Raw genomic sequence first — 23,466 nt, 5'->3', positions numbered from 1 at the left:
GCAAATTTTCTATAGAATTAAAGAATTTTCCCCCTGATTTATCGGGTGAGCCCGATTATACGCATTAGGAAGATCCGGTAGCTGGTGGAAAAGGCATAAAAAAAGAGGGCATTGAAAAATGTCCTCTTTTTTATTTTGGCATCGCACGAATTATTCAGCGCTTTCAGTTGCCGGAGCTTCTTCAGCGGGAGCCGCTGCGGCTGCTTCCTCAGCTTGCTTAGCAGCTTCAGCTGCTGCCAATTCTGCTTTCTTTTTAGCTACGATTTCTGCTTTTGCCTTATTAGCTTCCTTCTCAGCCTCAAGACGTGCTTTAGCTTCTGCTCTAGCTGCTTCGCTGTCTTTTTCTTTGATAGCTTGTACGGAAGCTTGTTTGTTCTTCAACCAAGCTTGGAATTTCTCCTCAGCTGCGGCTTCGTCGAACGCACCCTTCTTAACACCTTCCAATAAATGCTTTTTCAAGCAAACGCCTTCGCGAGAAAGGATGTTACGAGTTGTGTCTGTAGGTTGAGCACCTACTTGTAACCAATACAAAGCTCTTTCGAAGTTCAAATCTACTGTAGCAGGATTAGTGTTCGGATTATAAGAACCTATCCTTTCAATAAATCTTCCATCACGTGGAGCCCTGCTGTCTGCGATCACGATTTGGTAGAAGGCGTAACCTTTACGACCGTGTCTTTGCAATCTAATTTTTGTTGCCATGTTTGAATAATTAATTTAAGCTGTTTGTATTAGCGGGTGCAAAGATAGGAGTTTCTGTTTATAAAACAAGCGTTTTGTTGGAAAATATGTGGATGTTTCTGCTTTTTTTAAAGGTAGTTTAAGGGATTAGTCCCTTATGCAATTGGTTGCCGACACCGTCGGCAATAATGCTGACGCTGTCGGAAATATTGCTGACGCTGTCGGAAATATTGCTGACGGCGTCGAAAATATTGTCGACGGCATCGGCAACCAATTTCTTCCTAGTCTTGCCCCGGAAAGATCGTATGAAATCTCCTGTACATCCCTAATGAAAGGGATTTTTCTTATCTTTGCGGCTTCATTATATTAATGTATTAAAATAAACATATGATTTCAGTTGACGGACTAACAGTAGAGTTTGGTGGAAGCGCCCTTTTCTCGGATGTTTCTTTTGTGATTAACGAGAAAGATCGTATCGCCTTGATGGGTAAGAACGGTGCCGGTAAATCTACCTTGTTGAAGATATTGGCCGGCGTGCGGGAGCCAAGCCGTGGAAAAGTGTCCGCCCCTAAAGATACCGTGATCGCTTATTTGCCGCAGCATTTGATGACGGAGGATGGCCGTACCGTTTTCGAGGAGACGGCGCAGGCTTTCGCCCATCTGCACGAGATGGAGGCGGAGATCGCCGAATTGAATAAGCAACTGGAGACTCGTACGGACTATGAGTCGGATGGTTATATGGAGCTGATCGAGCGGGTCTCTACCTTGAGCGAGAAATTCTATTCCATAGAGGAGATCAATTACGACGCCGATATAGAGAAAACCTTGTTGGGACTGGGTTTCAAACGGGAGGATTTCGACCGGCAAACCAGTGAATTCAGCGGTGGCTGGCGTATGCGTATCGAACTGGCGAAACTACTGTTGAAGAAACCGGATGTCCTTTTGCTGGACGAGCCGACGAATCACTTGGATATCGAGTCTATCCAGTGGTTGGAGGATTTCTTGATCGATAACGGTCAGGCCGTAGTGGTGATCAGCCACGACCGTGCGTTCGTGGATCATATCACGACTCGTACGATCGAGGTGACGATGGGCCGGATTTATGATTATAAGGTAAACTATAGCCAATACTTGCAATTACGGAAGGAACGTCGTGAGCAACAACAGAAGGCTTATGACGAGCAACAGAAGATGATCGCCGAGACGAGAGAGTTCATCGAGCGTTTCAAGGGCACGTACTCCAAGACCTTGCAGGTGCAGAGCCGTGTGAAGATGCTGGAGAAACTGGAGATCTTGGAGGTGGATGAGGAAGATACCTCGGCTTTGCGCTTGAAGTTTCCGCCTTCGCCCCGTTCGGGCTCTTATCCGGTGACGATTGAGAATGTCTCGAAAGCGTATGGCGATCATACGGTTTTCCGAAACGCTAATCTGATGATCGAGCGAGGGGATAAGATCGCTTTCGTCGGGAAGAATGGCGAGGGTAAGTCTACCTTGGTGAAGTGTATCATGAAAGAGATCGAGCATGAGGGGACGTTGACGCTGGGGCATAACGTGATGATCGGTTATTTCGCCCAGAACCAAGCCTCCCTGCTGGATGAGAATCTTACGGTTTTCCAGACGATAGACGATGTGGCACAAGGCGATATCCGTAATAAGATCAAGGATCTGCTGGGTGCGTTCATGTTTGGCGGCGAGAACTCGGCGAAGAAGGTGAAGGTGCTTTCCGGTGGCGAGCGTACACGTCTGGCCATGATTAAGCTATTGTTGGAGCCTGTGAACTTGCTGATTCTGGATGAGCCGACAAACCATCTGGATATGAAGACGAAGGATATCTTGAAGCAGGCGTTGCTTGACTTTGACGGGACGTTGATCGTCGTATCCCACGACCGTGATTTCTTGGATGGGCTGGTCTCTAAGGTCTATGAGTTCGGAAACCAAAAAGTGACGGAGCATTTGGAAGGCATCTATGAGTTTATGCAGCGCAAGAAGATGGAGAATCTGCGTGAGCTTGAGCGGAAGAATTAAATCCTCCACCCAAGCGTCAGCATAATATCATACGTGGAGCTATCTATATCTTTATGATACTTATAATGGGTACGGCGGGAGAAATAACGATTTCGCAACGCAATATTCCATTTATGCTTGGACATATAGGCTAAGGTGGTGGAAAATACCGTTAAACGTGCGTTGCCGGCATCGCCTTGTACGTTTAACTTTGTAGGGTCCACCGCATTCCAGTCTATATCCGGCTCGTATCCTTTCCATGTGAAGATATGGTAGTTCTCCAAATCGATCAAGAACGCCCAGCGTTTATCGTAGGCCAATCCGGTAAACGCTTTCACGCTATAACCGCTTCCCAGATTATAATCTCTCTCTTCCAGCCGGAGGTAATCGGAGATGCTTGCGCCCAAGGCGACTCCTGTTCCGTATAATTCGGCGTAAACATCTACTTTATTGTCCGGCGTGCCTCTTTTGTAATAGATCAATCCACCACCGACCGCCGCCGCTTCCGATATGCGGTAGGGAGCTACCGTTTGGGAACTATTGGATTTTAACTCGGAATCATAGTAGTCGAAATGCTGAAAGATTCCAGCGGCCAGACTACGAGGGCCTTTACTCCAGACCTGTTTCCCCCAGATAGCCCCAACGGCATTGACTTGGCTGATGAGCGGCTGGCTCGAAAAGAAATCGAACCCGGCCTTCAACTGAAACCATTCATAGGGCGAATAGAAGTCATCATTGAAAGGATCTCCATAATCCAACCTGAAGGATACGTGCATGCTCGTAGTGCCATGCTTGGAGCCTTCCTGCTCGGCAAGGAAGCGAGGGCCGACACCCACGATGAAGTTTACGGGAACCGAGGTGTAGACACGCCCCTTGGAGCTGCTGTGTCTCCAAGCTTCTCCCGTGATGATACGATTGATCGCCCGCATCGGAGATATCAAACCGGATAAGATCTCCCGTCCCACACGTTCCGCCCCGTGGGAGCGGTTGTCGATGAATAAGTCGGAGAGCCGGTAGGTAATCTCACCTAATTCTATACCGCCGAAAGAGGTGGCAAGCATGTCATTGATGGAGGGCGGTTCCGTTTCCATAAAGAATTCCCACATTAGGCTGCCTCCCGCCGCGAATGGAATGGATTGCCAGAAATTCAGTCCGTTGCTACGGGCCGCGTTGAAATATAATGATCCGTGATAGGGATGGGCCACCAGATTGGTAGAGAACTTATCCGTGTCCCAAACAGGCCCCGTCTTGAAGTTTTGCTTAATCGTATGTCCGTTTATCTTCGCGAAATCCTCGTTCATTAAGAAACGGTCGAAAGTCCAGACGGCCATGTTCATTCCGAATACCTCGCTTGCTGCCAACCAAGGGCGGCGTGGAATGAAAAGGGCCGTGTCGCTCACGTAATTGCGGGCATCCATCTGAGGGAAGTGTTGCCCCCACATCCATTGGCTGGATAGCAGACAGATCAACCCGATCAACATGCATTTTTTCATCCTCATCTAACTCAATTCTCTTTTGTGAATAAAAATCAATAGGTTACGGTTATAACCACTCCGCAAACTTATATATAATAAACATTAAGGGATTCGTTTGGTTTAAATTATTGTTAGGTATTCTTTCTATAAATGCTGTTATTTGCGAACTATTCCGTATTTTTGCGAAAAAAACAAAATGATAGATTTTATCACCTTTTGTGACTATACAGGGACCTTTGCGTTTGCCATAAGTGGCATAAGATTGGCTTCTGCGAAACAATTTGATTGGTTTGGCGCCTATGTGGTGGGTGTCGTGACCGCTGTAGGAGGAGGTACGATTCGTGATATTTTATTGAATGCGGTGCCTTTTTGGATGGAACAAGCCTCTTATTTGATTGTCTCGGCCTTGGCTTTGTTGTTCGTTATCGCTTTCCGAAAATACGTGATCCGTTTGAACAATACATTTTTTATATTCGATGCTATCGGATTGGGGTTGTTTGTGGTGGTAGGTATCGCCAAGACCTTGGATTTCGGGTTTCCCATGTGGGTGGCGATCGTGATGGGAACTATAACCGGCTCGTTTGGCGGTATGATGAGGGATATATTGATTAATGAGGAGCCTTTGATATTCCGGAAAGATATTTATGCGTTGGCTTGTGTCTTTGGCGGTTTGATATATTATATATGTATGCAAACTTCTATGTCGGCGGCGATGATACAGTTCGTATCGGCGTTGAGCGTGTTCCTCGCACGTATAATCGCCGTAAAATATCATATAAGTGTTCCGGTGTTGAAAGGAGAAGAATAATTTATTAACTTTGCATAATTATATGGACATGCATACTCAACAAGAAAAGGCTTCCATCCTGTTGATATATACGGGTGGGACGATAGGTATGATCGAGAATCCGGAGACTGGAGTGTTAGAGTCGTTTAATTTCCAGCATTTGAAGGACAATATGCCGGAGTTGAAGAAACTGGGGTATTCGGTGGCCACGATACAGTTCGATCCTCCGATGGACTCCTCGGAGATGGGGCCGGACTCGTGGATGAAGATCGTGAAAATCATCGCCGATAATTATCAGAAATACGACGGCTTCGTGGTACTGCATGGCACGGATACAATGTCGTATACGGCATCGGCATTGAGTTTTATGCTCGAGAACCTGAGTAAGCCGGTGATCCTTACGGGATCGCAATTACCGATCGGGATGTTGCGTACCGATGGGAAGGAGAACTTGATTACGGCGATCGAGATAGCGGCCGCCAAGGAGAACGGCTTACCGTTGGTCCCGGAGGTCTGTATCTTTTTTGAGAATGATTTATTGAGGGGGAATCGTACGAGTAAGATAAACGCAGATAATTTTAATGCGTTCCGTTCGTACAATTACCCGGCTTTGGCTCATGCGGGTATCTATATTAAGTATGATCTGCCGCAGGTATATCATCCGGTATCGCGTAAGCCGCTGAAGCCGCATTATTTGTTGGACCGAAATATCGCTATACTAAAACTATTCCCCGGAATTTCTCCGCAAGTAGTGGAAAGTATCCTGAATATCCCGGGTCTGAAAGGCGTGGTGATGGAAACATTCGGAAGCGGAAACGCTCCGTGCGAGGAATGGTTCTTGAATATGTTGAAGGAGGCTGTAGACCGTGGTATCGTCATCGTGAATGTTACTCAGTGTAGGGCCGGAAGTGTGGAGATGCACCGTTATGAGACGGGGCACAAATTGTTGGAGGCAGGCGTGACGAGCGGCTTCGATAGTACGACGGAGAGCGCCGTGACGAAGCTAATGTTCCTCTTCGGCCATGGGCTGACACCCGACGAGGTGAAGGAGCATATGAACTGCTCGTTGATCGGGGAGGTATCGATCCCTGAGACGTTCCGCCCCTAGTGTATACTATGTAAAACAGAAAAAAAGCAGTGTTGCGGAATAGGAGAGTATGAAACTATCATTTCTGAGTTTAGCGAGTGGGAGCAGTGGGAACTGCTATTATTTGGGGACTTCGGAATTCGGTATGCTGATTGACGCAGGTATCGGAATCCGGACCATAAAGAAAGTATTGAAGGACCGGTCGATCGATTTTACCAAGATCGTGGCCGTGTTGATTACCCACGATCATGCGGATCATATCAAGACGGTCGGGTATTTGGGCGAGAAGCTTTGCATTCCTGTCTATGCGACAGCCGACGTGCACCGGGGGATTGATAAGAGCCGGTATGTGGAGGAGACCTTATGTGTCTCCCGCAAGGTTATAGAAAAAGAAGTTCCATTCCTTATCCGTGATTTCCGTATCACGGCTTTCGAGGTGCCTCACGATAGTACTGATAATGTGGGGTACCATATCGAGTATGGTAATCATAAATTCACTTTCGCTACCGACGTAGGCCATATCACGGACACGGTGGGGAAATATATCTGCATGGCGAACCATTTAATATTGGAAGCGAACTATGACGAGGAGATGCTTCGTTTCGGTACATATCCCGCTTTCTTGAAAGAGCGGGTGGCGAGCCCCACCGGGCATTTGAGTAACAGGGAGGCCGCAGAGTTCTTGGCGACCCATTATAATACCGGTTTGAAGAATATCTGGCTTTGCCATCTCAGCCGGGACAATAACCATCCCGAACTGGCCTATAAGACAGTGGATATACGTCTTTTCCAAGAGGGCATAAGGGTAGGGAAAGATGTCTCATTGGTTGCGTTGAAGCGGACTACACCCTCGGATATTTACGAGTTTGATTAAAATTTTATGAAAAAAAGTAGTCGAAAAGTTTGCGGGGAAAAATAAAACCTCTATCTTTGCACCCGCAATCGAGAAACAAACGGTGGTTTGAAAAAGTAACGATAGCAAAATGGAATGACTTGGTAGCTCAGTTGGTAGAGCAAATGACTCTTAATCATTGGGTCGAGGGTTCGAGCCCCTCCCAGGTCACTCAAACAAATAACATGTTGACTTGGTAGCTCAGCTGGTAGAGCAAATGACTCTTAATCATTGGGTCGAGGGTTCGAGCCCCTCCCAGGTCACTCAAACAAATAACATGTTGACTTGGTAGCTCAGCTGGTAGAGCAAATGACTCTTAATCATTGGGTCGAGGGTTCGAGCCCCTCCCAGGTCACTCAAACAAATAACATGTTGACTTGGTAGCTCAGCTGGTAGAGCAAATGACTCTTAATCATTGGGTCGAGGGTTCGAGCCCCTCCCAGGTCACACGATTTACTTATTGGAAAGATGGCAGAGTGGTCGATTGCGGCGGTCTTGAAAACCGTTGAACTGAGAGGTTCCCGGGGTTCGAATCCCTGTCTTTCCGCAGAGAGTCCTGTAAGGCGAAAGCTTTACGGGATTTTTTGTTTTTGAGGCGTTTGTCCGGGCACGAACGGAAAGAGGTAGTGGGCATCGCTAGAATGAGAAAGTGTATAATAATATGGAAACAGGATCATTGCGGATAAGTGATATACGGCCGGATTTTATCTATATGATGGAACAAGCCGTGAAAGCCCCATCGGGGCATAATACCCAACCTTGGTTGTTTCGTGTGCAAAAGGATAGGATACAGATTCTTCCGGATATGAGTAAGTCCCTTCCGGTCGTAGATCCGGATAACCGTGAGTTATTTATTAGCTTAGGATGTGCCACCGAGAATCTTTGCATTGCGGCTGAGGCAAAAGGATATGCTCCGCTACCGGTTTTTTCAGGATCGGGGGAGATCACCGTACTCTTGTCGGAGGCATCGATGATTAAGGAGACGAGTGGGCTTATCGAGGAAATTTCGGTCAGACAGACGAATCGAGGCATATATTCCGGGGAAATGATTCCATCGGATCAATTGAGCTATTTGAGGAATACGCCTTTGGAGGAAAATATCAGTCTGCATTTGTGGTCGAAAGGAGAGTGGGAGTTCGATACGCTTTCTTCTTATATATTTGCGGGGAATAACCGGCAAATGAACGATCATCTGTTTAAACGAGAGCTGAAATCATGGATGCGTTTTAATAAGAATCATGTACGAGCTACATCGGACGGCCTGAGTTATGCGGTGTTCGGGGCGCCGAATCTTCCCCGTCTTATCTCAGAGACAATCATGGGAAGTGTCTTGAAAGCCGGCATACAAAATAGGGGAGACAAGAAGAAGCTGGACTCTTCTTCTCATTTAGCCTTGTTTGCCTTACGGACAAATACGCTACCGGAATGGTTTGCGCTAGGCCGGAGTTTGCAACGTTTTCTTTTGAGAGCTACGGAAAAGAATATCGCTTTCGCCTTTTTGAACCAGCCTTGTGAGGTGCGTGATCTTTCCGGTTTGCTGGCGAAAGACTTGTCTTTCACCAACGAGATTCCTGCTTTGATCCTCCGTCTGGGATACGCTAAGCGGAAAATGCCGTACTCACCTCGAAAGTCTTGGCGTGAGAGGCTGGTTCCGTAATGGTTAAGTCAGATAGCGAGTGCCCTCGTTCATGCCAGCTTGCACGGGATATGCCAAGACGAAACTGTTTGCCTGAAAGTATTTGTTGAGGTACTTGGGGATACGGGCCATGGCGGGAGCGTAGGAAAGTCCTTCCTTGCGGCTAAGGATAATCCACATCGTGTCGTCCGGTTTTATATCCCGGAAAACGATCAGGAAGTCATCCCAGTCGTTGAATTCGATATAACTGGCTTCTCCGCTTTTCTTGGCTAATAATTTCTTTAAGGCATTCAAGGTCGCTTCCGAACCGTAAAAGACTGTCGCTGCACCTGTGTTCTGGGTCACGTTTCGTAGCCGGAAGATGATTTGGTTGAAACCGATTTCTTTTTCGGCCAATTCCGGGATGATGATCAGATGCCGTCTAACAGTAGAGATGGGTTGTGCGGGCTTGTATATGAATGTGCTTACACTACTTTCCGCCAATACGCTTTCCACGATATGGCCAAGGAAGGCCGCCGGTATATCTTTTTCCTTGTGCAATCCCACTACCAGATCTGTGATCTCCCGCTCTTTTACCACGCTGGCGATAGCATTCGATATGCTTAAGTCATATCTTAATAAATCCTTCATCCGGGTATCCGTGGCGGCAGCCGTATTGACTGCGGTCTGTAGAACCCTGCGGGATTGTTTTAACGCTTTCTCGTCTGAATGATGGTTATCTATCACTTTTAGGGCAAACAAGCCGTTCTTGTTTTGGGGAGATTTGATCGCCAAGCTGAGGTTGACCAGCTCTTCCACGGTCTCTTCATTGCTGACCGGTATCAAGATATGCTCTGATTCTTTTTTGTTTTCCTCCTTATCGGATATATCTTGGGCCGCTATGTTATGAGCGCCTTTTTGGGCGGCGAAAGAGGCGATGGTGCAAGTGACAAGTATCATCAGGATCGTACCGTTCAACACGCTCTCATTTAATAACCGGATTGGTTCCCCATTAGCGTCTGTTCCGGTGATTACGTTATATCCGACCATCACGGCGGCCAATGTAGCGGCGGCTTGTGCGTTACTTAGGCCGAAAATAACGCTTCGCTGATCCGTGGACAGATGGAAAGTCTTTTGGGTCATCCAAGCGGCTATGTATTTGGCGGCCGTAGCTACGATAATCATGATAAGTCCTACTTTAATGGTCTCGAAACTGGTAAAGAACGTACGATAATCTATTAACATACCTACGCCCAACAAGAAGAATGGGATGAATATGGCATTTCCTACGAACTCGACACGATTCATCAAAGGTGAGCTTTGCGGGATAAGGCGATTTAGGGCTAGTCCGGATAAGAACGCCCCGATGATCGCCTCCATGCCCGCTACCTGAGCTAGGAAAGATCCCAGAAATACCATCACCAGCACGAATATATACTGTGATATATTATCGTGTACATGCTTAAAGAACCAACGCCCAATGAAAGGGAAACCGAATAATACGATTAACGCGAATATCAAGATGGAAACCCCCAGACGAATCCAAAACATATCGTTGACCTGTCCGGTGGCCATGCCGACAATGATCGTTAGGACGAGCAATGCCAAGGTATCAGTGATCATCGTTCCTCCTACGGTGATACTGACAGCTTTGTTTTTGCTGATACCCAGTTTACTGATAATCGGATAGGCGATCAATGTATGGGAGGCGAACATACTGGCGAGTAAAACGGAGGTCAATACGTTGAATTGCAGGACCCATATCCCGACAACCGTTCCTAGGATCATCGGAATGAGGAATGTGTACATGCCGAAAGCTAGGCTTTTCGTACTATTTCTCTTAAAATCCGCCATATCGATTTCCAATCCGGCGAGAAACATGATATAAAGCAATCCCGCCGTCCCGGACAAGATAATGCTGCTATCCCGTAATACGAGATTAAAGCCATGCGGTCCGATAATTGCGCCGGCAATGATCAGTCCAAGCAGGTGAGGGATTCTCAGCTTGTTTAATAAAAGGGGAGCGGCCAGGATAATTAAAAGAATCAAGAGAAATTTTAATACCGGGTCCGCTAAGGGCAATGTGAAATCTATTGTCGAGGCTAATACCATATGCGTAATTTTTTCGTTATAATTTGAAACAAAAATAATAAGAATTTGCGGAGATTGCAGCGTTTACGCCAACTTTGCATCTTCTTTTATAGATAACAATAAATGTGTGAGTTTTATAAGTTAAAGTATATGTAAATCTTGGGACATTAACGTGAACCGATTATATTTGTACATACATTACATTGAGTTTATTGTTATAAAACTAAAAAGCGTTTAAACCCTTTGCATAAAAGGGCGTCAAACATGAAAAGAGAAAAATATTTATTTAATGTAGAGGAGAAACAAATATGAAACCCATGAAATTAACATCTTTAGTGATGATGCTTCTGATCGCATTTAGTGCCGCGGCTCAGGAGGAGTTCTTTGATGATGTGTATTTCTCTTCCAAAAACAAGAAAAAGAAAGAACAGGTTGAAGAGAAAAAGGTTGTTCAGCCGAAACAGGAGTCTAGGACCCTGGTCGCTACAGCCAAGAGCCAAGCTTCTTCAGACAGCCGGGATGTGGATGAATATAACCGTCGTTATACATCAGTCGAGGTGGAGGAGCCTTATCGTGAGGATGATTCCGTTATCTATGAGGATAGCGATGAGAATGAGTCTTCTTCCGAGCGTCGTTCGGATACTGAATATACGGAACGTATCATTCGTTATCATTCGCCGAGTAAGATTACGATCGCCGGAGCGGATCAAGTCGATTTGTATCTGAGTGACGGATATTATGGTTACGGCTATGATACGGATTATTCGAACGGTAGCGCGAACGTGAATTTTAATATCAATGTCGGCAACGGTTGGGGCTCGCCTTGGTATACAGGTTGGTACGATCCTTGGTTCTATAGTTATAGCCCTTGGTGGACTTATTCATCTCGCTTCTACGGCCCGTCTTGGGGATTCGGCTGGGGCTGGGGAGGCTTTTATGCCGGCTATTATAGTCCGTGGTACGATCCATGGTATGGCCCGTCTTGGGGCTGGGGTGGAGGCTATTGGGGTGGCCATTGGGGACATCACCATCATTACTATCCCGGTTACTACTCGACTCCAAGTAGACATTATTCAAACGGACGTTCCTCTTATCGAGATAATCGCTCTTATGCGAGTGGCAGAGGTTCCGGTTATACAGGTGGGCGGAGCAGTGGCTCTTCTTCCTTGAGAAATTCCGGATCGACTACAAGACCTTCGTCTTCAAGTTCCTTGAGCAATGGACGTGCGGGATCTACCCGTAGGGAATCTGCTATTTCCTCTGGTGCGGGACGTCGTTCCTCTTCTTCTGTTAGAAATTCGGCAACGACAAGAAGTAGCTCGGGCATAAGTAATAGCTCGGCGAGAACAAGGATTTCCAGAAGTAGTTCTGGAGCCGCATCTTCTTCCGGACGTCAATATTCAGCTCCGGTAACACGTTCTTCTTCCAGAAGCAGTAGCGATTTCTCAAATAGTCGCTCTTCTTCCAGTCAATTTAGAAGTTCCTCTCCTTCTCGTAGTAGTTCGGTAGGTTCTTCTTCCGGTAGCTTCGGTGGAGGTCGTTCTAGTGGAGGCTCTGTTGGTGGCGGAGGTGGCCGTGCCGGTGGTGGTCGCAGGTAAAAGTGTTAGGTTGATAAAATTAGAGATACGATGAAAAGGATAGGAATTATAATGTCGGTGCTTGCCCTGTGTGGCGGCACCGCTTTTTCGCAGTCACAGTTGGATGCCTTTAAGTATTCCCAGACGGAGTTGAATGGTACGGCTCGTTATTTAGGAATGGGTGGTGCTTTTGGTGCGTTAGGTGGTGATATTTCCGCTATGAATACGAACCCGGCAGGCTTGGCGATTTATAAAAGCTCGGAGGTGGTTACGACATTGAGTTTGTCTTCGGCCTCCGCGAAGACCGATTGGCTTGGTTCGAAGGTGGACAACAGCCGTACGAAGGTGAGTTTCGATAATATCGCTTACGTAGGATATTTCCCGACAGCGAATGATGAGGGTATCGTGAGCTGGAACGTTGGTTTCTCTTATAATCGCTTGAAGAATTATAACCGGAACTATACGATGGCTACAGGAGGTGATTTGAATACTTCTCTTTCTGATTATGTGGCCATGCGTGCGGCAGGAATGCCTAGCGGACTGTTGGGGGAGGGTAAAGACTATAACCCTTATAATAACCAAGACTTAGGTGATTGGCTATCTATTCTAGGATACAATGCCGGTTATATGGATTCATATAACGATAATGATAAAGAGTATTATAGTGCGTTCGGGGATAAAGATGCGGATGGGCAATGGAGTCCGTATTTATTGCAAGGAGGTCAATTAAAAGTTTCAGAGCGAGGTTCCGTGGATCAATATGACTTGGCTTTCGGTATAAATATATCGGAACTTGTGATGCTTGGCGCTACGGTTGCGATTACGGATCTGAACTATAGATATCAGTCATCGTATGATGAGGAATTTACGAACGGCAATAATTTATACTTAGATAATTACTTGGATACGGATGGTACCGGGTATTCATTTAATGTGGGTGCCATTGTTCGTCCTACTGATTTTCTTCGTTTAGGTGTAGCTTATAATTCACCTACGTGGTATAAGATGACAGATCGTTATTATGGTGAGGCCGGTTCTTATCTGACCTTTATGGATAAAGGGGAGATGAAGGAGCGTAAACTGGATGCGGCTACTCCTAATAATGCTTATTATGACTATGAATTCCGTTCTCCGGATAAATGGATATTTAGTGCCGCCGCAATCTTGGGTACGACCGCTTTGATAAGCGTTGATTACGAGTTGATGAATTATAAGAATATGCGTATGTATCAAACGGATGGTAGCAGTAACGTGTATACTAACCAAGATATAACGGATAATTTCAAGTCAATGAATACGATCCGTGTAGGTGCGGAGGTAAAGGTTACTCCTCAATTTGCCGTAAGAGCAGGTGTCGCCTACAGCGATAGTCCGATCAAGGATAAACTGAAGAATGGAGAGAAAGAGGTCTTTACGGTTGGTACGATTCCTAATTATACGATCGATAAAGGGGTCATGAATTATACGGTAGGTATCGGTTATCGCTTCACCCCGAACTTCTATACGGACTTGGCTTGTGTATTCCGTACGCATAAGGAAGATGTTTATGCGTTCTCTAATATGTTTGCGGGAGATGATCCGAAGCCATTCCTCGAAGCCCAACCCGCCACGATGAAAACAAACACGACTCGTGTAGCTTTGACATTGGGATACAAGTTCTAATATACATATATTTTAGATCAGTAAAGTCCCCTGTTCGTACGTTAAAGGTGCGGGCAGGGGACATTCTTTTTATAATTTGAAATAAAATGTTTGTTGGTTTAAAATATTTTTCGTTCTTTTGCTTCCATAAATAACATTGTATAACAGTTAAACCCCATCGCCTATAGCATAAACATTACTCGAATAAACTAAAAATGTGAAAGTAATGAAGACTTTAAAAATGATGACCGACGAGGAATTGGTTGTCCTTTATGCAGAAGGTAATAATGCCGCTTTCGATATTTTATTAAATCGATACAAAAGTAGCATTCATTCTTACATTTATTTCATAGTACGTAACAAAGAGCTTACGGAGGATATCTTTCAAGAGACCTTCGTGAAGGTTATCATGACTATAAAACAAGGTCGCTATACCGAGAACGGCAAGTTTAAGGCATGGATTACTCGTATTGCCCATAACTTGATTATAGATAATTTCCGTCAGGAACGTAGCGAGAACACGATCTCGAATGATGAGGTAGAAATCGACTTATTTAATAACATCAAGCTTTGCGATGGTACGATAGAGGATAATATCGTGCGCCATCAAGTATTGTCTGACGTGAAGAAATTGGTAAAGCATTTGCCGGATAACCAGCGTGAGGTGTTGGAGATGCGTTACTATCAAGATCTTAGTTTTAAGGAAATCGCCGATATCACGGGGGTTAGCATCAATACGGCCTTAGGGCGTATGCGTTACGCTATCTTGAATATGCGCCGTATGGCCGATGAGAACCGTATCGAGCTATCTATGGTGTAAAATAATTTTCTTTCCATGCAATAAGTCTTAGGTCCCTACGTTTTATTAGCAAACAAGATAAAAATAAAGGTGCCTATGAGGAAGCTTTCTACGCAATGCATGGATGATTTGGAGAAAAAAGTGAAAAGTGCCCCGGAGGCGAAAAGTTCGCCTCGGAAGCAAACGATGGATTTCTTGAAACAGTTTGCGAGGGCTTATCAAGCGGAACCGGCTGTACGTCCGGAGCTCTGCGGGTATGTGTTGAACTAAGAATTACAGAAAGAGAATCTATATTATTAGGTTCTCTTTCTTTTTTTGTGTACTTTTGTAAAAACAAAAGACAAGATTATGAAGCATTTGATAGCGCCTTCCCTGCTTTCCGCTAATTTTCTGGATTTGCGGAAGGAGGTGGAGATGATAAATAAAAGTGACGCCGATTGGTTGCATCTGGATATTATGGATGGGGTATTCGTGCCGAATATCTCGTTTGGCTTCCCGGTACTTAACGCATTAAAGTCTATATGCCAGAAGCCGATGGATGTGCACTTGATGATCGTGGAGCCCCAGAAGTTTATCCCTGAGGTCGCGGCTACGGGAGCCTATATGATGAACGTGCATTATGAGGCATGTACCCATTTGCATCGGACGGTAGCGGCTATTAAGGAAACGGGCATGAAAGCGGGTGTCACCTTGAATCCGCATACGCCCATCTGCTTATTGGAAGATATTATCCAAGATGTGGACATGGTTTTATTGATGTCCGTGAATCCGGGATTTGGTGGTCAACGCTTCATTGAGCATTCCGTAGATAAGGTGGCCCGTTTACGGGAAATGATAGACCGGAAGGGATTGAGTACTATGATCGAGGTAGATGGCGGGGTGAATTTAGAGACGGGGAAGCGCTTGGTTGACGCCGGTGCCAATGTGTTAGTCGCCGGTAACTTCGTATTCAAATCTCCAGATCCGATACAAACAATTAAAGACTTGAAAGCTTTGTAGAACACATTAATATATCACAAAACCTAACTATCATGATTGAGGAAATACAAAAGCGGCCTTTTGTACGGCCGCTTTTTTTATGGATAACCGGAATTTTATGCTATGCGTTTTTACCTGCCTCTTCGCTCCTATATGTTTTAGGGGTTTTATCTGCTTTGGTTTTTCTTTTTCTGGGCTTCTCGTGTGGGAGAGCGCATGCGGAGTTGCGATACGATTCCCGTTGGATATGGGGAGCTATAGTCTCTGTTTTGATTGTATGTTTGGCGGTTGAGGTCTGTTGGTATAGTGACCGGCGTATAGCGCTTGTAAATGAGCCTGCTTCTTCTTTAGATTTATTGGCTACCAAGGCTCAATATTCTTTGGTAAATACATTTGATCGTTTGCGTTTGTCTGATGAGGAGAAATCTATTTTGGCTACATTGACATTGGGATATAAGAAAGCGATGAGTCGGGAAACGAAAAGGCGCTTCTCTTTGGCGGGCGTGTCTCATATATTAGCGGTGAGCGGTTTTCATGTTGCCGTGATTTGTGGATTCTTATCTTTCTTTTGCTCGTTTATGCCAAGATGGGGGATAGGACGTTGGGTTCGTTATATCATTCTGGTGGGAAGTCTTTGGGGGTTTGTCTTTATCACAGGATTAGCGCCCTCGGCGGTACGGGCCGCCTTGATGCTGTCTTTATATTTAACAGGAAGGGCGCTTAGGCGTGTTACGGATGGATATAATACATTGGCCGCTGCCGCTTTCTGTATGCTGGCCTATAATCCGTATTATCTGTTTGATGTCGGTTTTCAGTTAAGCTATTTGGCTGTGTTTTTTATTTTATTCCTAGTGCCTCGTTTCAAGGAATGGATAGTGGTGAGAAATCCTTTGTTGGCCATGCCTTGGGAATGGATTACGGTGTCTATAGCTGCGCAGATAGGGACTGCTTTGCTCTGTTTTTATTATTTTGGACAATTTTCGACAGTTTTCTTGTTTACGAATCTACCGGTCACTCTCTTGGCTATGTTTTTGATTCCTTTTGCCTTTTTGTGGTTAGGCTATCCGGTGGATTTCTGTGGATATGACTGGATACAGAAGATCGTAGAAGGGCTGGTTCATGGCATGGTAAGGGTAGTGGACGTGTTCAGCGCCCTGCCTTATGCGACGATTACGGGTCGTTTTAGTTTCTTTGAGATGCTAGGAGGTTATGGTTTTCTTGTTTTATGCTTGATATATATGAAGATACGGGAACCAAAAGTTTTGTTGGCCGCCTTAACCCTTTTGTTAATAATATCAGTAAAGATCCTTATTGAACTTTTTTTGATAGCCGGAAACTAAAAAAGTCGTACCTTTGGGGTGAAAACAAAAAGATTATATGATCACTAAAATCATTCAAGAAGAGAAGATTCAGAAAGCCAAAAAATACGTAGAGAAAGGCGAGAGTTTTGTTATCGTGACGCATGTCTCACCAGACGGCGACGCATTAGGTTCATCCCTTGGTTTATATCATTTCCTATCCGCTTACGGTAAGGATAATGTAGCGGTAGTAGTACCGAACGCATTTCCCTCTTTTTATAGATGGATGCCGGGCGCTAAGGATGTCGTGATACATGAGAAATATCCGGATTTCGCCGAGAAATTGATCAAGGAAGCGGATGTTATTTTCTGCCTCGATTTCAATGAACCCAAACGTATCGAGAAACTGGCTCCGGCGGTGATCGCCTCAGAAGGCCGCAAGGTGATGATTGATCATCATTTGAACCCCGCAGATTTTTGTCGTGTGACGATGTCGTATCCGGAGATGTCTTCTACCAGTGAGATGATCTTCCGTTTTATTTGTCGTATGGGGATGTTCGATTTATTGAATCGGGATGCCGCCGCTTGTATCTATACGGGTATGATGACGGATACGGGATCGTTCACCTATAATTCGAATAAACCGGAGATTTATACGATCGTCAGCGAATTGATCAAGAAGGGGATTGATAAGGATTTGATCTATCGTAAGGTGAATCAGGTCTATTCCGAGTGCCGTTTACGTATGATGGGATATGTGTTGTATGAGAAGATGAGGGTCTATCCGGAACAACAGGCGGCTCTTATCACATTATCGAAAGAGGAACTGGATCGTTTTCAGTACCAGACTGGAGATACGGAAGGTTTCGTGAACTTGCCGTTAAGCATAGAGAACGTAAGCTTTAGTGTCTTTATTCGTGAGGACAGCGATTACATAAAGGTATCGCTTCGCTCCGTGGGCGATTTTCCTTGCAATCAGTTTGCTTCTACTTATTTCAACGGAGGTGGACATAAAAATGCGTCCGGAGGTGAGTTCTATGGCTCTTTATCTGAGGCCGTAGCCGTGTTTGAGAAAGGTTTACAGGAATTTAATCCTAATAAATCAGAAGATTTAGGCAAACATGCGTAAGGTTTGACGAAGATTATTTACATTTGCGATTCATTCAATTAAAGACTAACAAATGAAGAAAGGTTTTAATATCCTGTTGATTCTGTGTGCCGCATTAGTTGCTATCTCTTGTAGCAAGACAAAGTCGTACACGGATATGTTGAAAGATGAGAAAAAGGCAATCGAGCGTTTGATCGATGCTAATGATTTTGAGATTTTAGACGATTTTCCTAAAGATAGCATCTTCAAGGAGAATCAATTCGTTAAATTAGAAAATGGTGTTTATTTGAATATCATAGATAAGGGTTCTAGTGAGCGTGCGGTGCAGTATAAAACGAAAATGTTGTACCGTTGTAAATTGCACTACATACTGGAGGTGGATACCTTGGTGTACGAGAATTATGGCCCACATAGCAATGGGACTTATCCCATTCCGTTCACATACGGCGATTATTCGAACAGTAATCCATACGATCCTTCCTATCAATGGGTAAGCGAAGGTTTGCAGACTCCTTTGCAATATGTGGGAGACCGGGCTAGAGTAAAACTTATCGTTCCTTTTAAGCGGGGCACCTATTATGACCAGTCGAAAGGCTTGCCTGTATATTATGAAATTCTAGAATATATATTTGAAGAAAACTTATGACACTAATTAAATCTATTTCCGGTATTCGCGGTACAATAGGCGGTAGCCCGGAAGACGGATTGAATCCGTTAGCTATTGTTAAGTTTGTAGCCGCTTATGCTACATTCATCCGAAAAAACACAAAAGTGGAGACCAATAAGATCGTTGTAGGGCGTGACGCACGTATCTCCGGTCCGATGGTTAAACAAGTCGTCCTAGGAACGCTTACCGGCATGGGATTTGATGTGGTGGATATCGATCTGGCCACGACTCCTACTACCGAATTGGCCGTAGCTATGGAAGGGGCTTGCGGAGGTATTATCCTTACCGCCAGTCATAATCCGAAGCAATGGAATGCCTTGAAGCTTTTGAATGAGAAAGGTGAGTTCTTGAATGCCGCTGAGGGGGCTGAGGTATTACGCATAGCTGCCGCCGAGGACTTCGAGTTCGCCGACGTGGATCATTTGGGCAAGGTAATCCCGAATGCGACTTATAAGCAAAAACATATTGAGAGCGTCTTGAATCTGGATCTCGTGGACGTGGAGGCTATTAAGGCCGCTAATTTCCGTGTAGCTATCGATTGCGTGAACTCCGTAGGCGGTATCGTGATCCCTGATTTATTATATGCGTTGGGCGTGAAGGAAATCTTCAAGCTGCATTGCGCTCCTCATGGAAACTTCTCTCATAATCCGGAACCCATTCCGGAAAACTTGACAGAGATCTCCGATTTGATGGGACATGCGAAAGCGGATGTCGGTTTCGTAGTAGATCCGGACGTAGACCGTTTGGCGATTATCTGCGAGAATGGCGAGATGTTCAACGAGGAATACACTTTGGTCGCTGTCAGTGATTACGTATTAAGCCATACTCCGGGTAATACGGTAAGTAACCTGAGCTCCAGCCGTGCGCTTCGTGACGTTACCCGTGCTCATGGCTGCGAATATAATGCCGCCGCTGTAGGTGAGGTAAATGTGGTTACCAAGATGAAGGCTACGAATGCAGTGATCGGTGGTGAGGGCAACGGTGGAGTGATCTATCCGGCCAGCCATTACGGACGCGACGCTTTGGTAGGTATCGCCTTGTTCCTGACTCATCTGGCAAAGAAGAAGATGAAGACAAGCGAGTTGAAGGCTTCTTATCCTCCGTATTTTATCTCCAAGCAAAAAGTCCAGTTAACGCCGGAGATCGACGTGGACGCTATCTTAGCGAAAGTAAAAGAGAAGTTCTCTCAATATGATATTACGGATATCGACGGCGTAAAGATCGATTTCCCGGATAAATGGGTTCATTTGCGTAAAAGCAATACGGAACCGATCATCCGTATCTACTCTGAGGCCCATACGATGGAGGAAGCCGAGGAATTAGGCGGTCAATTAATACAGATCATCAACGAGATGTGTAAATAACACCCTTTCGGGGCGTTTTAAAATATTGGGTTCAGTCTTCAGCCGAGGTAAGCTATTTATACTCTGTTGATTTGACTGAACCCTTTTCTTTTGGATAATTCTCGGTTCGTGTAATGAATAAACTAATAAAGGTAATCTTATTTCTAATTGTCGGGATGGTTCAAGCCTTCGCATGGGGAGGGCTGAGAGGGGACACGTTGGCCAAGGAGCTGGATGAAGCTGTCTTGAATAGATCTTTTTATCTTCAGCAACGGGAGCAACGGATCACGCAGCTAAAGGACATGTTTCTCTTGAGCAAGATATCGTTGTGGCAGGAATATGAGATCAACCACCAATTATACGAGGAATTCAAGAAAATACAACAAGACTCGGCCATCTATTACATAAAGCGGAATATGGAGATAGCGTCATTTATGAAGGATACGGCACGCATCTATACTTCCCGCTTACGGCTGGCTACGCTTTATGCTTTCTCCGGGATGTACCGTGAGTCGGAAGGTCTGTTGCGAAGCATAGACCGTGAGTTGCTGTCTAAAGAGCAGAAACAGGATTTCTATGAGGCTTATTATTCGTTTTTCTCTTATTACAGTACGAATCTGGATTCTTTTGGATATAGGAAACAACTTGATTTATACAAGGATTCGTTATTGTCTGTCTTAGATACGGTCTCTTATCGGTATAAGATAAATCTGGCGCAGAAATATCTGGCTCACGGACAGGCGAGGTCTGCGGAGAAGGTGCTCATCCCTTTATTGGAGAAAGAGGAGCGGTATAACCCGAATTTCGCGATGATCACTTATCTGCTGGGAGATGTTTATGATATGGATGGGCGTACCGATCTCGCCCGAGACTATTATACCTTGTCGGTTATCGCCGATATCAAGAGGGCCTTCTTGGATAGTGGTTCTATCCAAAAGCTGGCGTTGAATTATTATGAAAGTGGTGATCTATCCAATGCCCTTAAATATGCGCAGCTAGCTATAGAAGGTGCCGTTACTTGCAATATACAGTTCCGCATGAATGAGATCTCTAAATTCTATCCTATCATTAATGCTTCCTATCAGACACGGGAAGCTCAGGGCAAAAGGCAATTGATGACTTATTTCTTGTTGATCAGCCTATTGACGCTCTTTCTGATCCTTTCTCTTGCCTATGTGTATAGGCAGATACGGAAGATCTCAGCGATACGAGAAGAGTTGGTTAATACCAATGCCTGTTTGGTAAAGTTGAATGGAGAGATAAGCGAGACGAATAATTTATTGCAAGAGCGAAATATACAGCTATCGGAGTCAAACCATATCAAGGAGGAATACATCGCTCATTTCCTCGATCTCTGCTCCACCTATATTAATAAACTGGAGGATTACCAGAAATCGCTACAGAAAAAGGCGATGAATAAACAGTTGGACGAGTTATTCAAGATGCTCCGTTCGACCCGTATGGTGGAGAATGAGGTGGAAGCGCTTTATGTTAACTTCGATCGAATCTTTCTTGGATTATATCCTACGTTTGTCAGGGACTTCAACGCTTTGTTGCAGCCCGAGGAACGTATCGTCTTGAAATCGGAGGATCTGTTGAATAAGGAACTTCGTATATTCGCCTTGATGCGGTTGGGAGTTACGGACAGCGTAAGGATAGCCGCTTTTCTTCGTTGTTCGTTGAGTACGATCTATAACTACCGGACCAAGGTACGTAATAAGGCGTTAGTGCCTCGTGATGAGTTTGAAGGTTGGGTGATGAGGATCGGGGTTAACCGGAATCCGTTATAATCAATCTACATTTTTTAGGATAGTGATCTTTATTAACTGATTTGTATTTAATGGGATAGAGGATCGTACTGTCTACATTTTTATATCAATCTTCTTTTTGCTTCTTATTCCCGGATACATTTGCGGCATAACTTTTAAAAAGAGATGCCATGAAGATTAAATTAATGATTGCCGCCGTGATCGCCTGTTTGGTGTTCACGGGATTTACGAAAGAGAACGTATCCGATACGGTCGATCACAACGCATGGAAGACATCCGGCGTCGTGGTCATACAAAATGATGTCCTTACGTTGGCCGGTTCCAACGCCCGTGCTTTGTTGAACGATGGCAAAGGCTATACGAACTTCGAGTTAGATATGGATGTACGTACCACGACCGGTGGCAAAGGTTATATTGGTATCCATACGGATGCTACGGATCGTAAAGGATATCGTATCGCCTTGAACAACGATCGGGAAGATCCGGTTTGGTGGCGGATGACGGGTAGCTTGGTGTCGGTCCGGAACCTGACGAAGAGTTTCGTGAAAGAGAACGAATGGTTCAAGATGAATATCCGGGTAGAAGGACGGCTTGTCCGGGTGCGGATTAATGGTGAGACTGTCGTAGAATATATAGAGCCTTCCAAACCTTTCCGTTTGAAGGAGAACGCTAAAGCATTGTTATCCCAAGGTACTATCTCGCTGGTGGGTACGGGACGTGGAAATCTTCAGTTTAAGAATATCTCTTTAGAGGCGTTTAGCGCGAAAGGAATAGACATTCCCGCTCAATGGGCGAATGCCGTGGATGAGCAGACGGACGAGATTATTCGTTTGCACCAAGAGGACTTCCCCGTGCTTGATTATCATGTTCATTTAAAAGGTGGATTGACGAAGGAAGTAGCCGCACGGCAGTCACGCCAGACGGGTGTTAATTATGGCTTGGCTATCAATTGTGGCGTCGGCTTCTCGATCACGAACGATACGGAGTTGTATAATTATCTGGATACCATGCGTACCCAACCCTTTATCTTGGCTATGCAAGCGGAAGGACGTGAGTGGGTAACCACCTTTTCGGAGGCGGCCCGCAACAGCTTCGACTATGTGTTTACCGATGCCATGACGTTTCTGGATCATAAGGGGCGGCGTACGCACCTATGGGTAAACAAGGAAGTGATTATCGATGATGAGCAAGCATATATGGATATGATGTTGGACCGTATCTGTTCTGTCTTGGAAGAGCCGGTCGATATGTACGTGAATTCCTGTTTCCTTCCCGATGCGATGAGTGACCGATATGATATGTTTTGGACAGAAGAGCGTATCGACCGTTTCGTGAATGCCTTGGCAAAAAGTGGAAAGGCTTTGGAGATAAACGAGCTTTATCATATTCCGAATAAAGCGATCATTCAGAAAGCGAAAGCCGCGGGTGTAAAGTTCACGTTCGGTTCCAACAATATCACGCCGGAGGTAGGAACGCTCGATTATTGCATCCGTATGAAAAAGGAATGCGGTTTGACGGCGCAAGATATGTATAAACCACACATTAATATATAAGATTAGTTTTAAGGTCTGAACAAACATTAGATTTAAGGTAGAGGTATTAGTGCTTTAGGCAAAGATTGTTAGGTTTCGAGGTAAGATACATATGGAGTTACAGT

20 protein-coding genes and 5 tRNA genes are annotated in these 23,466 nt (G+C 45.1%); 22 read left to right on the top strand and 3 right to left on the bottom strand.

The annotated features are described in order from the left end of the window. Window positions 1-150 precede the first annotated feature (150 nt). Complete coding sequence (locus DW033_RS13485) at window positions 151-699, bottom strand: 30S ribosomal protein S16 (protein ID WP_005858168.1); 549 nt, start codon at window positions 697-699, stop codon at window positions 151-153. 136 nt (window positions 700-835) lie between these two features. On the opposite strand from DW033_RS13485, the gene DW033_RS13480 reads away from it, so the two are divergent. Beyond that, complete coding sequence (locus tag DW033_RS13480; protein ID WP_048927777.1) at window positions 836-1,048, top strand: hypothetical protein; 213 nt, start codon at window positions 836-838, stop codon at window positions 1,046-1,048. A 17-nt stretch (window positions 1,049-1,065) separates the two neighbouring features. Continuing rightward, entirely contained in the window at window positions 1,066-2,703 is a 1,638-nt protein-coding gene (locus tag DW033_RS13475; RefSeq protein WP_005858166.1) for an ABC-F family ATP-binding cassette domain-containing protein, read from the top strand. Here the strand turns inward: DW033_RS13475 and DW033_RS13470 are convergent. Continuing rightward, complete coding sequence (locus DW033_RS13470) at window positions 2,700-4,181, bottom strand: DUF3943 domain-containing protein (protein WP_005858165.1); 1,482 nt, start codon at window positions 4,179-4,181, stop codon at window positions 2,700-2,702. The genes DW033_RS13475 and DW033_RS13470 overlap by 4 nt on opposite strands. Window positions 4,182-4,353: 172 nt before the next feature. Between DW033_RS13470 and DW033_RS13465 the strand changes: the two genes are divergently transcribed. The 9 genes from DW033_RS13465 to DW033_RS13425 all read left to right on the top strand — a co-directional run bounded on the left by DW033_RS13465 (window position 4,354) and on the right by DW033_RS13425 (window position 8,580). Then, complete coding sequence (locus DW033_RS13465) at window positions 4,354-4,965, top strand: trimeric intracellular cation channel family protein (protein WP_005858164.1); 612 nt, start codon at window positions 4,354-4,356, stop codon at window positions 4,963-4,965. Between the two features lie 22 nt (window positions 4,966-4,987). Further along, window positions 4,988-6,052: an asparaginase gene (locus tag DW033_RS13460; protein WP_005858163.1), complete on the top strand. Its 1,065-nt coding sequence runs from the start codon at window positions 4,988-4,990 to the stop codon at window positions 6,050-6,052. A gap of 49 nt (window positions 6,053-6,101) precedes the next feature. After that, a complete protein-coding gene (locus DW033_RS13455) occupies window positions 6,102-6,905 on the top strand; it encodes an MBL fold metallo-hydrolase (protein WP_005858162.1) in 804 nt (267 codons plus the stop codon). A gap of 116 nt (window positions 6,906-7,021) precedes the next feature. Next, a tRNA-Lys gene (locus tag DW033_RS13450) sits at window positions 7,022-7,094 on the top strand. 19 nt (window positions 7,095-7,113) lie between these two features. Beyond that, window positions 7,114-7,186: transfer RNA gene (locus DW033_RS13445), tRNA-Lys, on the top strand. A gap of 19 nt (window positions 7,187-7,205) precedes the next feature. Continuing rightward, a tRNA-Lys gene (locus tag DW033_RS13440) sits at window positions 7,206-7,278 on the top strand. Window positions 7,279-7,297: 19 nt separating this feature from the next. Further along, window positions 7,298-7,370 (top strand) — tRNA-Lys (locus DW033_RS13435). Window positions 7,371-7,385: 15 nt separating this feature from the next. Next, window positions 7,386-7,470, top strand: a tRNA-Ser gene (locus DW033_RS13430). Between the two features lie 114 nt (window positions 7,471-7,584). After that, a complete protein-coding gene (locus DW033_RS13425) occupies window positions 7,585-8,580 on the top strand; it encodes a nitroreductase (protein ID WP_048927789.1) in 996 nt (331 codons plus the stop codon). A 3-nt stretch (window positions 8,581-8,583) separates the two neighbouring features. Here the strand turns inward: DW033_RS13425 and DW033_RS13420 are convergent, their stop codons facing one another. Continuing rightward, entirely contained in the window at window positions 8,584-10,650 is a 2,067-nt protein-coding gene (locus DW033_RS13420) for a cation:proton antiporter (RefSeq protein WP_044544615.1), read from the bottom strand. Between the two features lie 287 nt (window positions 10,651-10,937). On the opposite strand from DW033_RS13420, the gene DW033_RS13415 reads away from it, so the two are divergent. The 11 genes from DW033_RS13415 to DW033_RS13370 all read left to right on the top strand — a co-directional run bounded on the left by DW033_RS13415 (window position 10,938) and on the right by DW033_RS13370 (window position 23,362). Continuing rightward, window positions 10,938-12,227, top strand: coding sequence for a hypothetical protein (locus tag DW033_RS13415; protein WP_005866279.1), 1,290 nt, complete (start codon window positions 10,938-10,940; stop codon window positions 12,225-12,227). 30 nt (window positions 12,228-12,257) lie between these two features. Beyond that, on the top strand, window positions 12,258-13,868 hold the full coding sequence (locus tag DW033_RS13410) for an OmpP1/FadL family transporter (RefSeq protein ID WP_005866281.1): 1,611 nt from the start codon (window positions 12,258-12,260) through the stop codon (window positions 13,866-13,868). Window positions 13,869-14,073: 205 nt separating this feature from the next. Further along, a complete protein-coding gene (locus DW033_RS13405) occupies window positions 14,074-14,667 on the top strand; it encodes an RNA polymerase sigma factor (protein WP_008774229.1) in 594 nt (197 codons plus the stop codon). 75 nt (window positions 14,668-14,742) lie between these two features. Beyond that, window positions 14,743-14,916 carry a hypothetical protein gene (locus tag DW033_RS24675; protein ID WP_005858156.1) on the top strand — a complete coding sequence of 58 codons (174 nt, stop codon included), beginning with the start codon at window positions 14,743-14,745 and terminating at the stop codon, window positions 14,914-14,916. Window positions 14,917-14,994: 78 nt separating this feature from the next. Then, window positions 14,995-15,645 (top strand): ribulose-phosphate 3-epimerase, encoded by a 651-nt coding sequence (gene rpe / locus DW033_RS13400; protein ID WP_057325936.1) that lies wholly within the window; start codon window positions 14,995-14,997, stop codon window positions 15,643-15,645. 32 nt (window positions 15,646-15,677) lie between these two features. Then, entirely contained in the window at window positions 15,678-16,964 is a 1,287-nt protein-coding gene (locus DW033_RS13395) for a ComEC/Rec2 family competence protein (protein WP_036610526.1), read from the top strand. A gap of 37 nt (window positions 16,965-17,001) precedes the next feature. Further along, window positions 17,002-18,051, top strand: coding sequence for a bifunctional oligoribonuclease/PAP phosphatase NrnA (locus tag DW033_RS13390; RefSeq protein WP_005866290.1), 1,050 nt, complete (start codon window positions 17,002-17,004; stop codon window positions 18,049-18,051). 52 nt (window positions 18,052-18,103) lie between these two features. After that, entirely contained in the window at window positions 18,104-18,676 is a 573-nt protein-coding gene (locus tag DW033_RS13385) for a DUF4827 domain-containing protein (RefSeq protein WP_048927791.1), read from the top strand. Continuing rightward, a complete protein-coding gene (glmM, locus tag DW033_RS13380) occupies window positions 18,673-20,061 on the top strand; it encodes a phosphoglucosamine mutase (protein ID WP_005858149.1) in 1,389 nt (462 codons plus the stop codon). Before DW033_RS13385 ends, glmM begins: the two co-directional genes overlap by 4 nt. 113 nt (window positions 20,062-20,174) lie before the next feature. Then, entirely contained in the window at window positions 20,175-21,830 is a 1,656-nt protein-coding gene (locus DW033_RS13375; RefSeq protein WP_122382832.1) for a DUF6377 domain-containing protein, read from the top strand. A gap of 149 nt (window positions 21,831-21,979) precedes the next feature. Then, entirely contained in the window at window positions 21,980-23,362 is a 1,383-nt protein-coding gene (locus DW033_RS13370) for a DUF1080 domain-containing protein (RefSeq protein ID WP_122382831.1), read from the top strand. Window positions 23,363-23,466: the final 104 nt, after the last annotated feature.

Origin of the sequence: Parabacteroides sp. AF39-10AC (assembly GCF_003635405.1) — a bacterium.
Classification (GTDB): Bacteria; Bacteroidota; Bacteroidia; order Bacteroidales; family Tannerellaceae; genus Parabacteroides; species Parabacteroides distasonis.
Note: the sequence above shows the minus strand (reverse complement) of the source record. Positions and strands in the feature narration are given on the sequence as shown.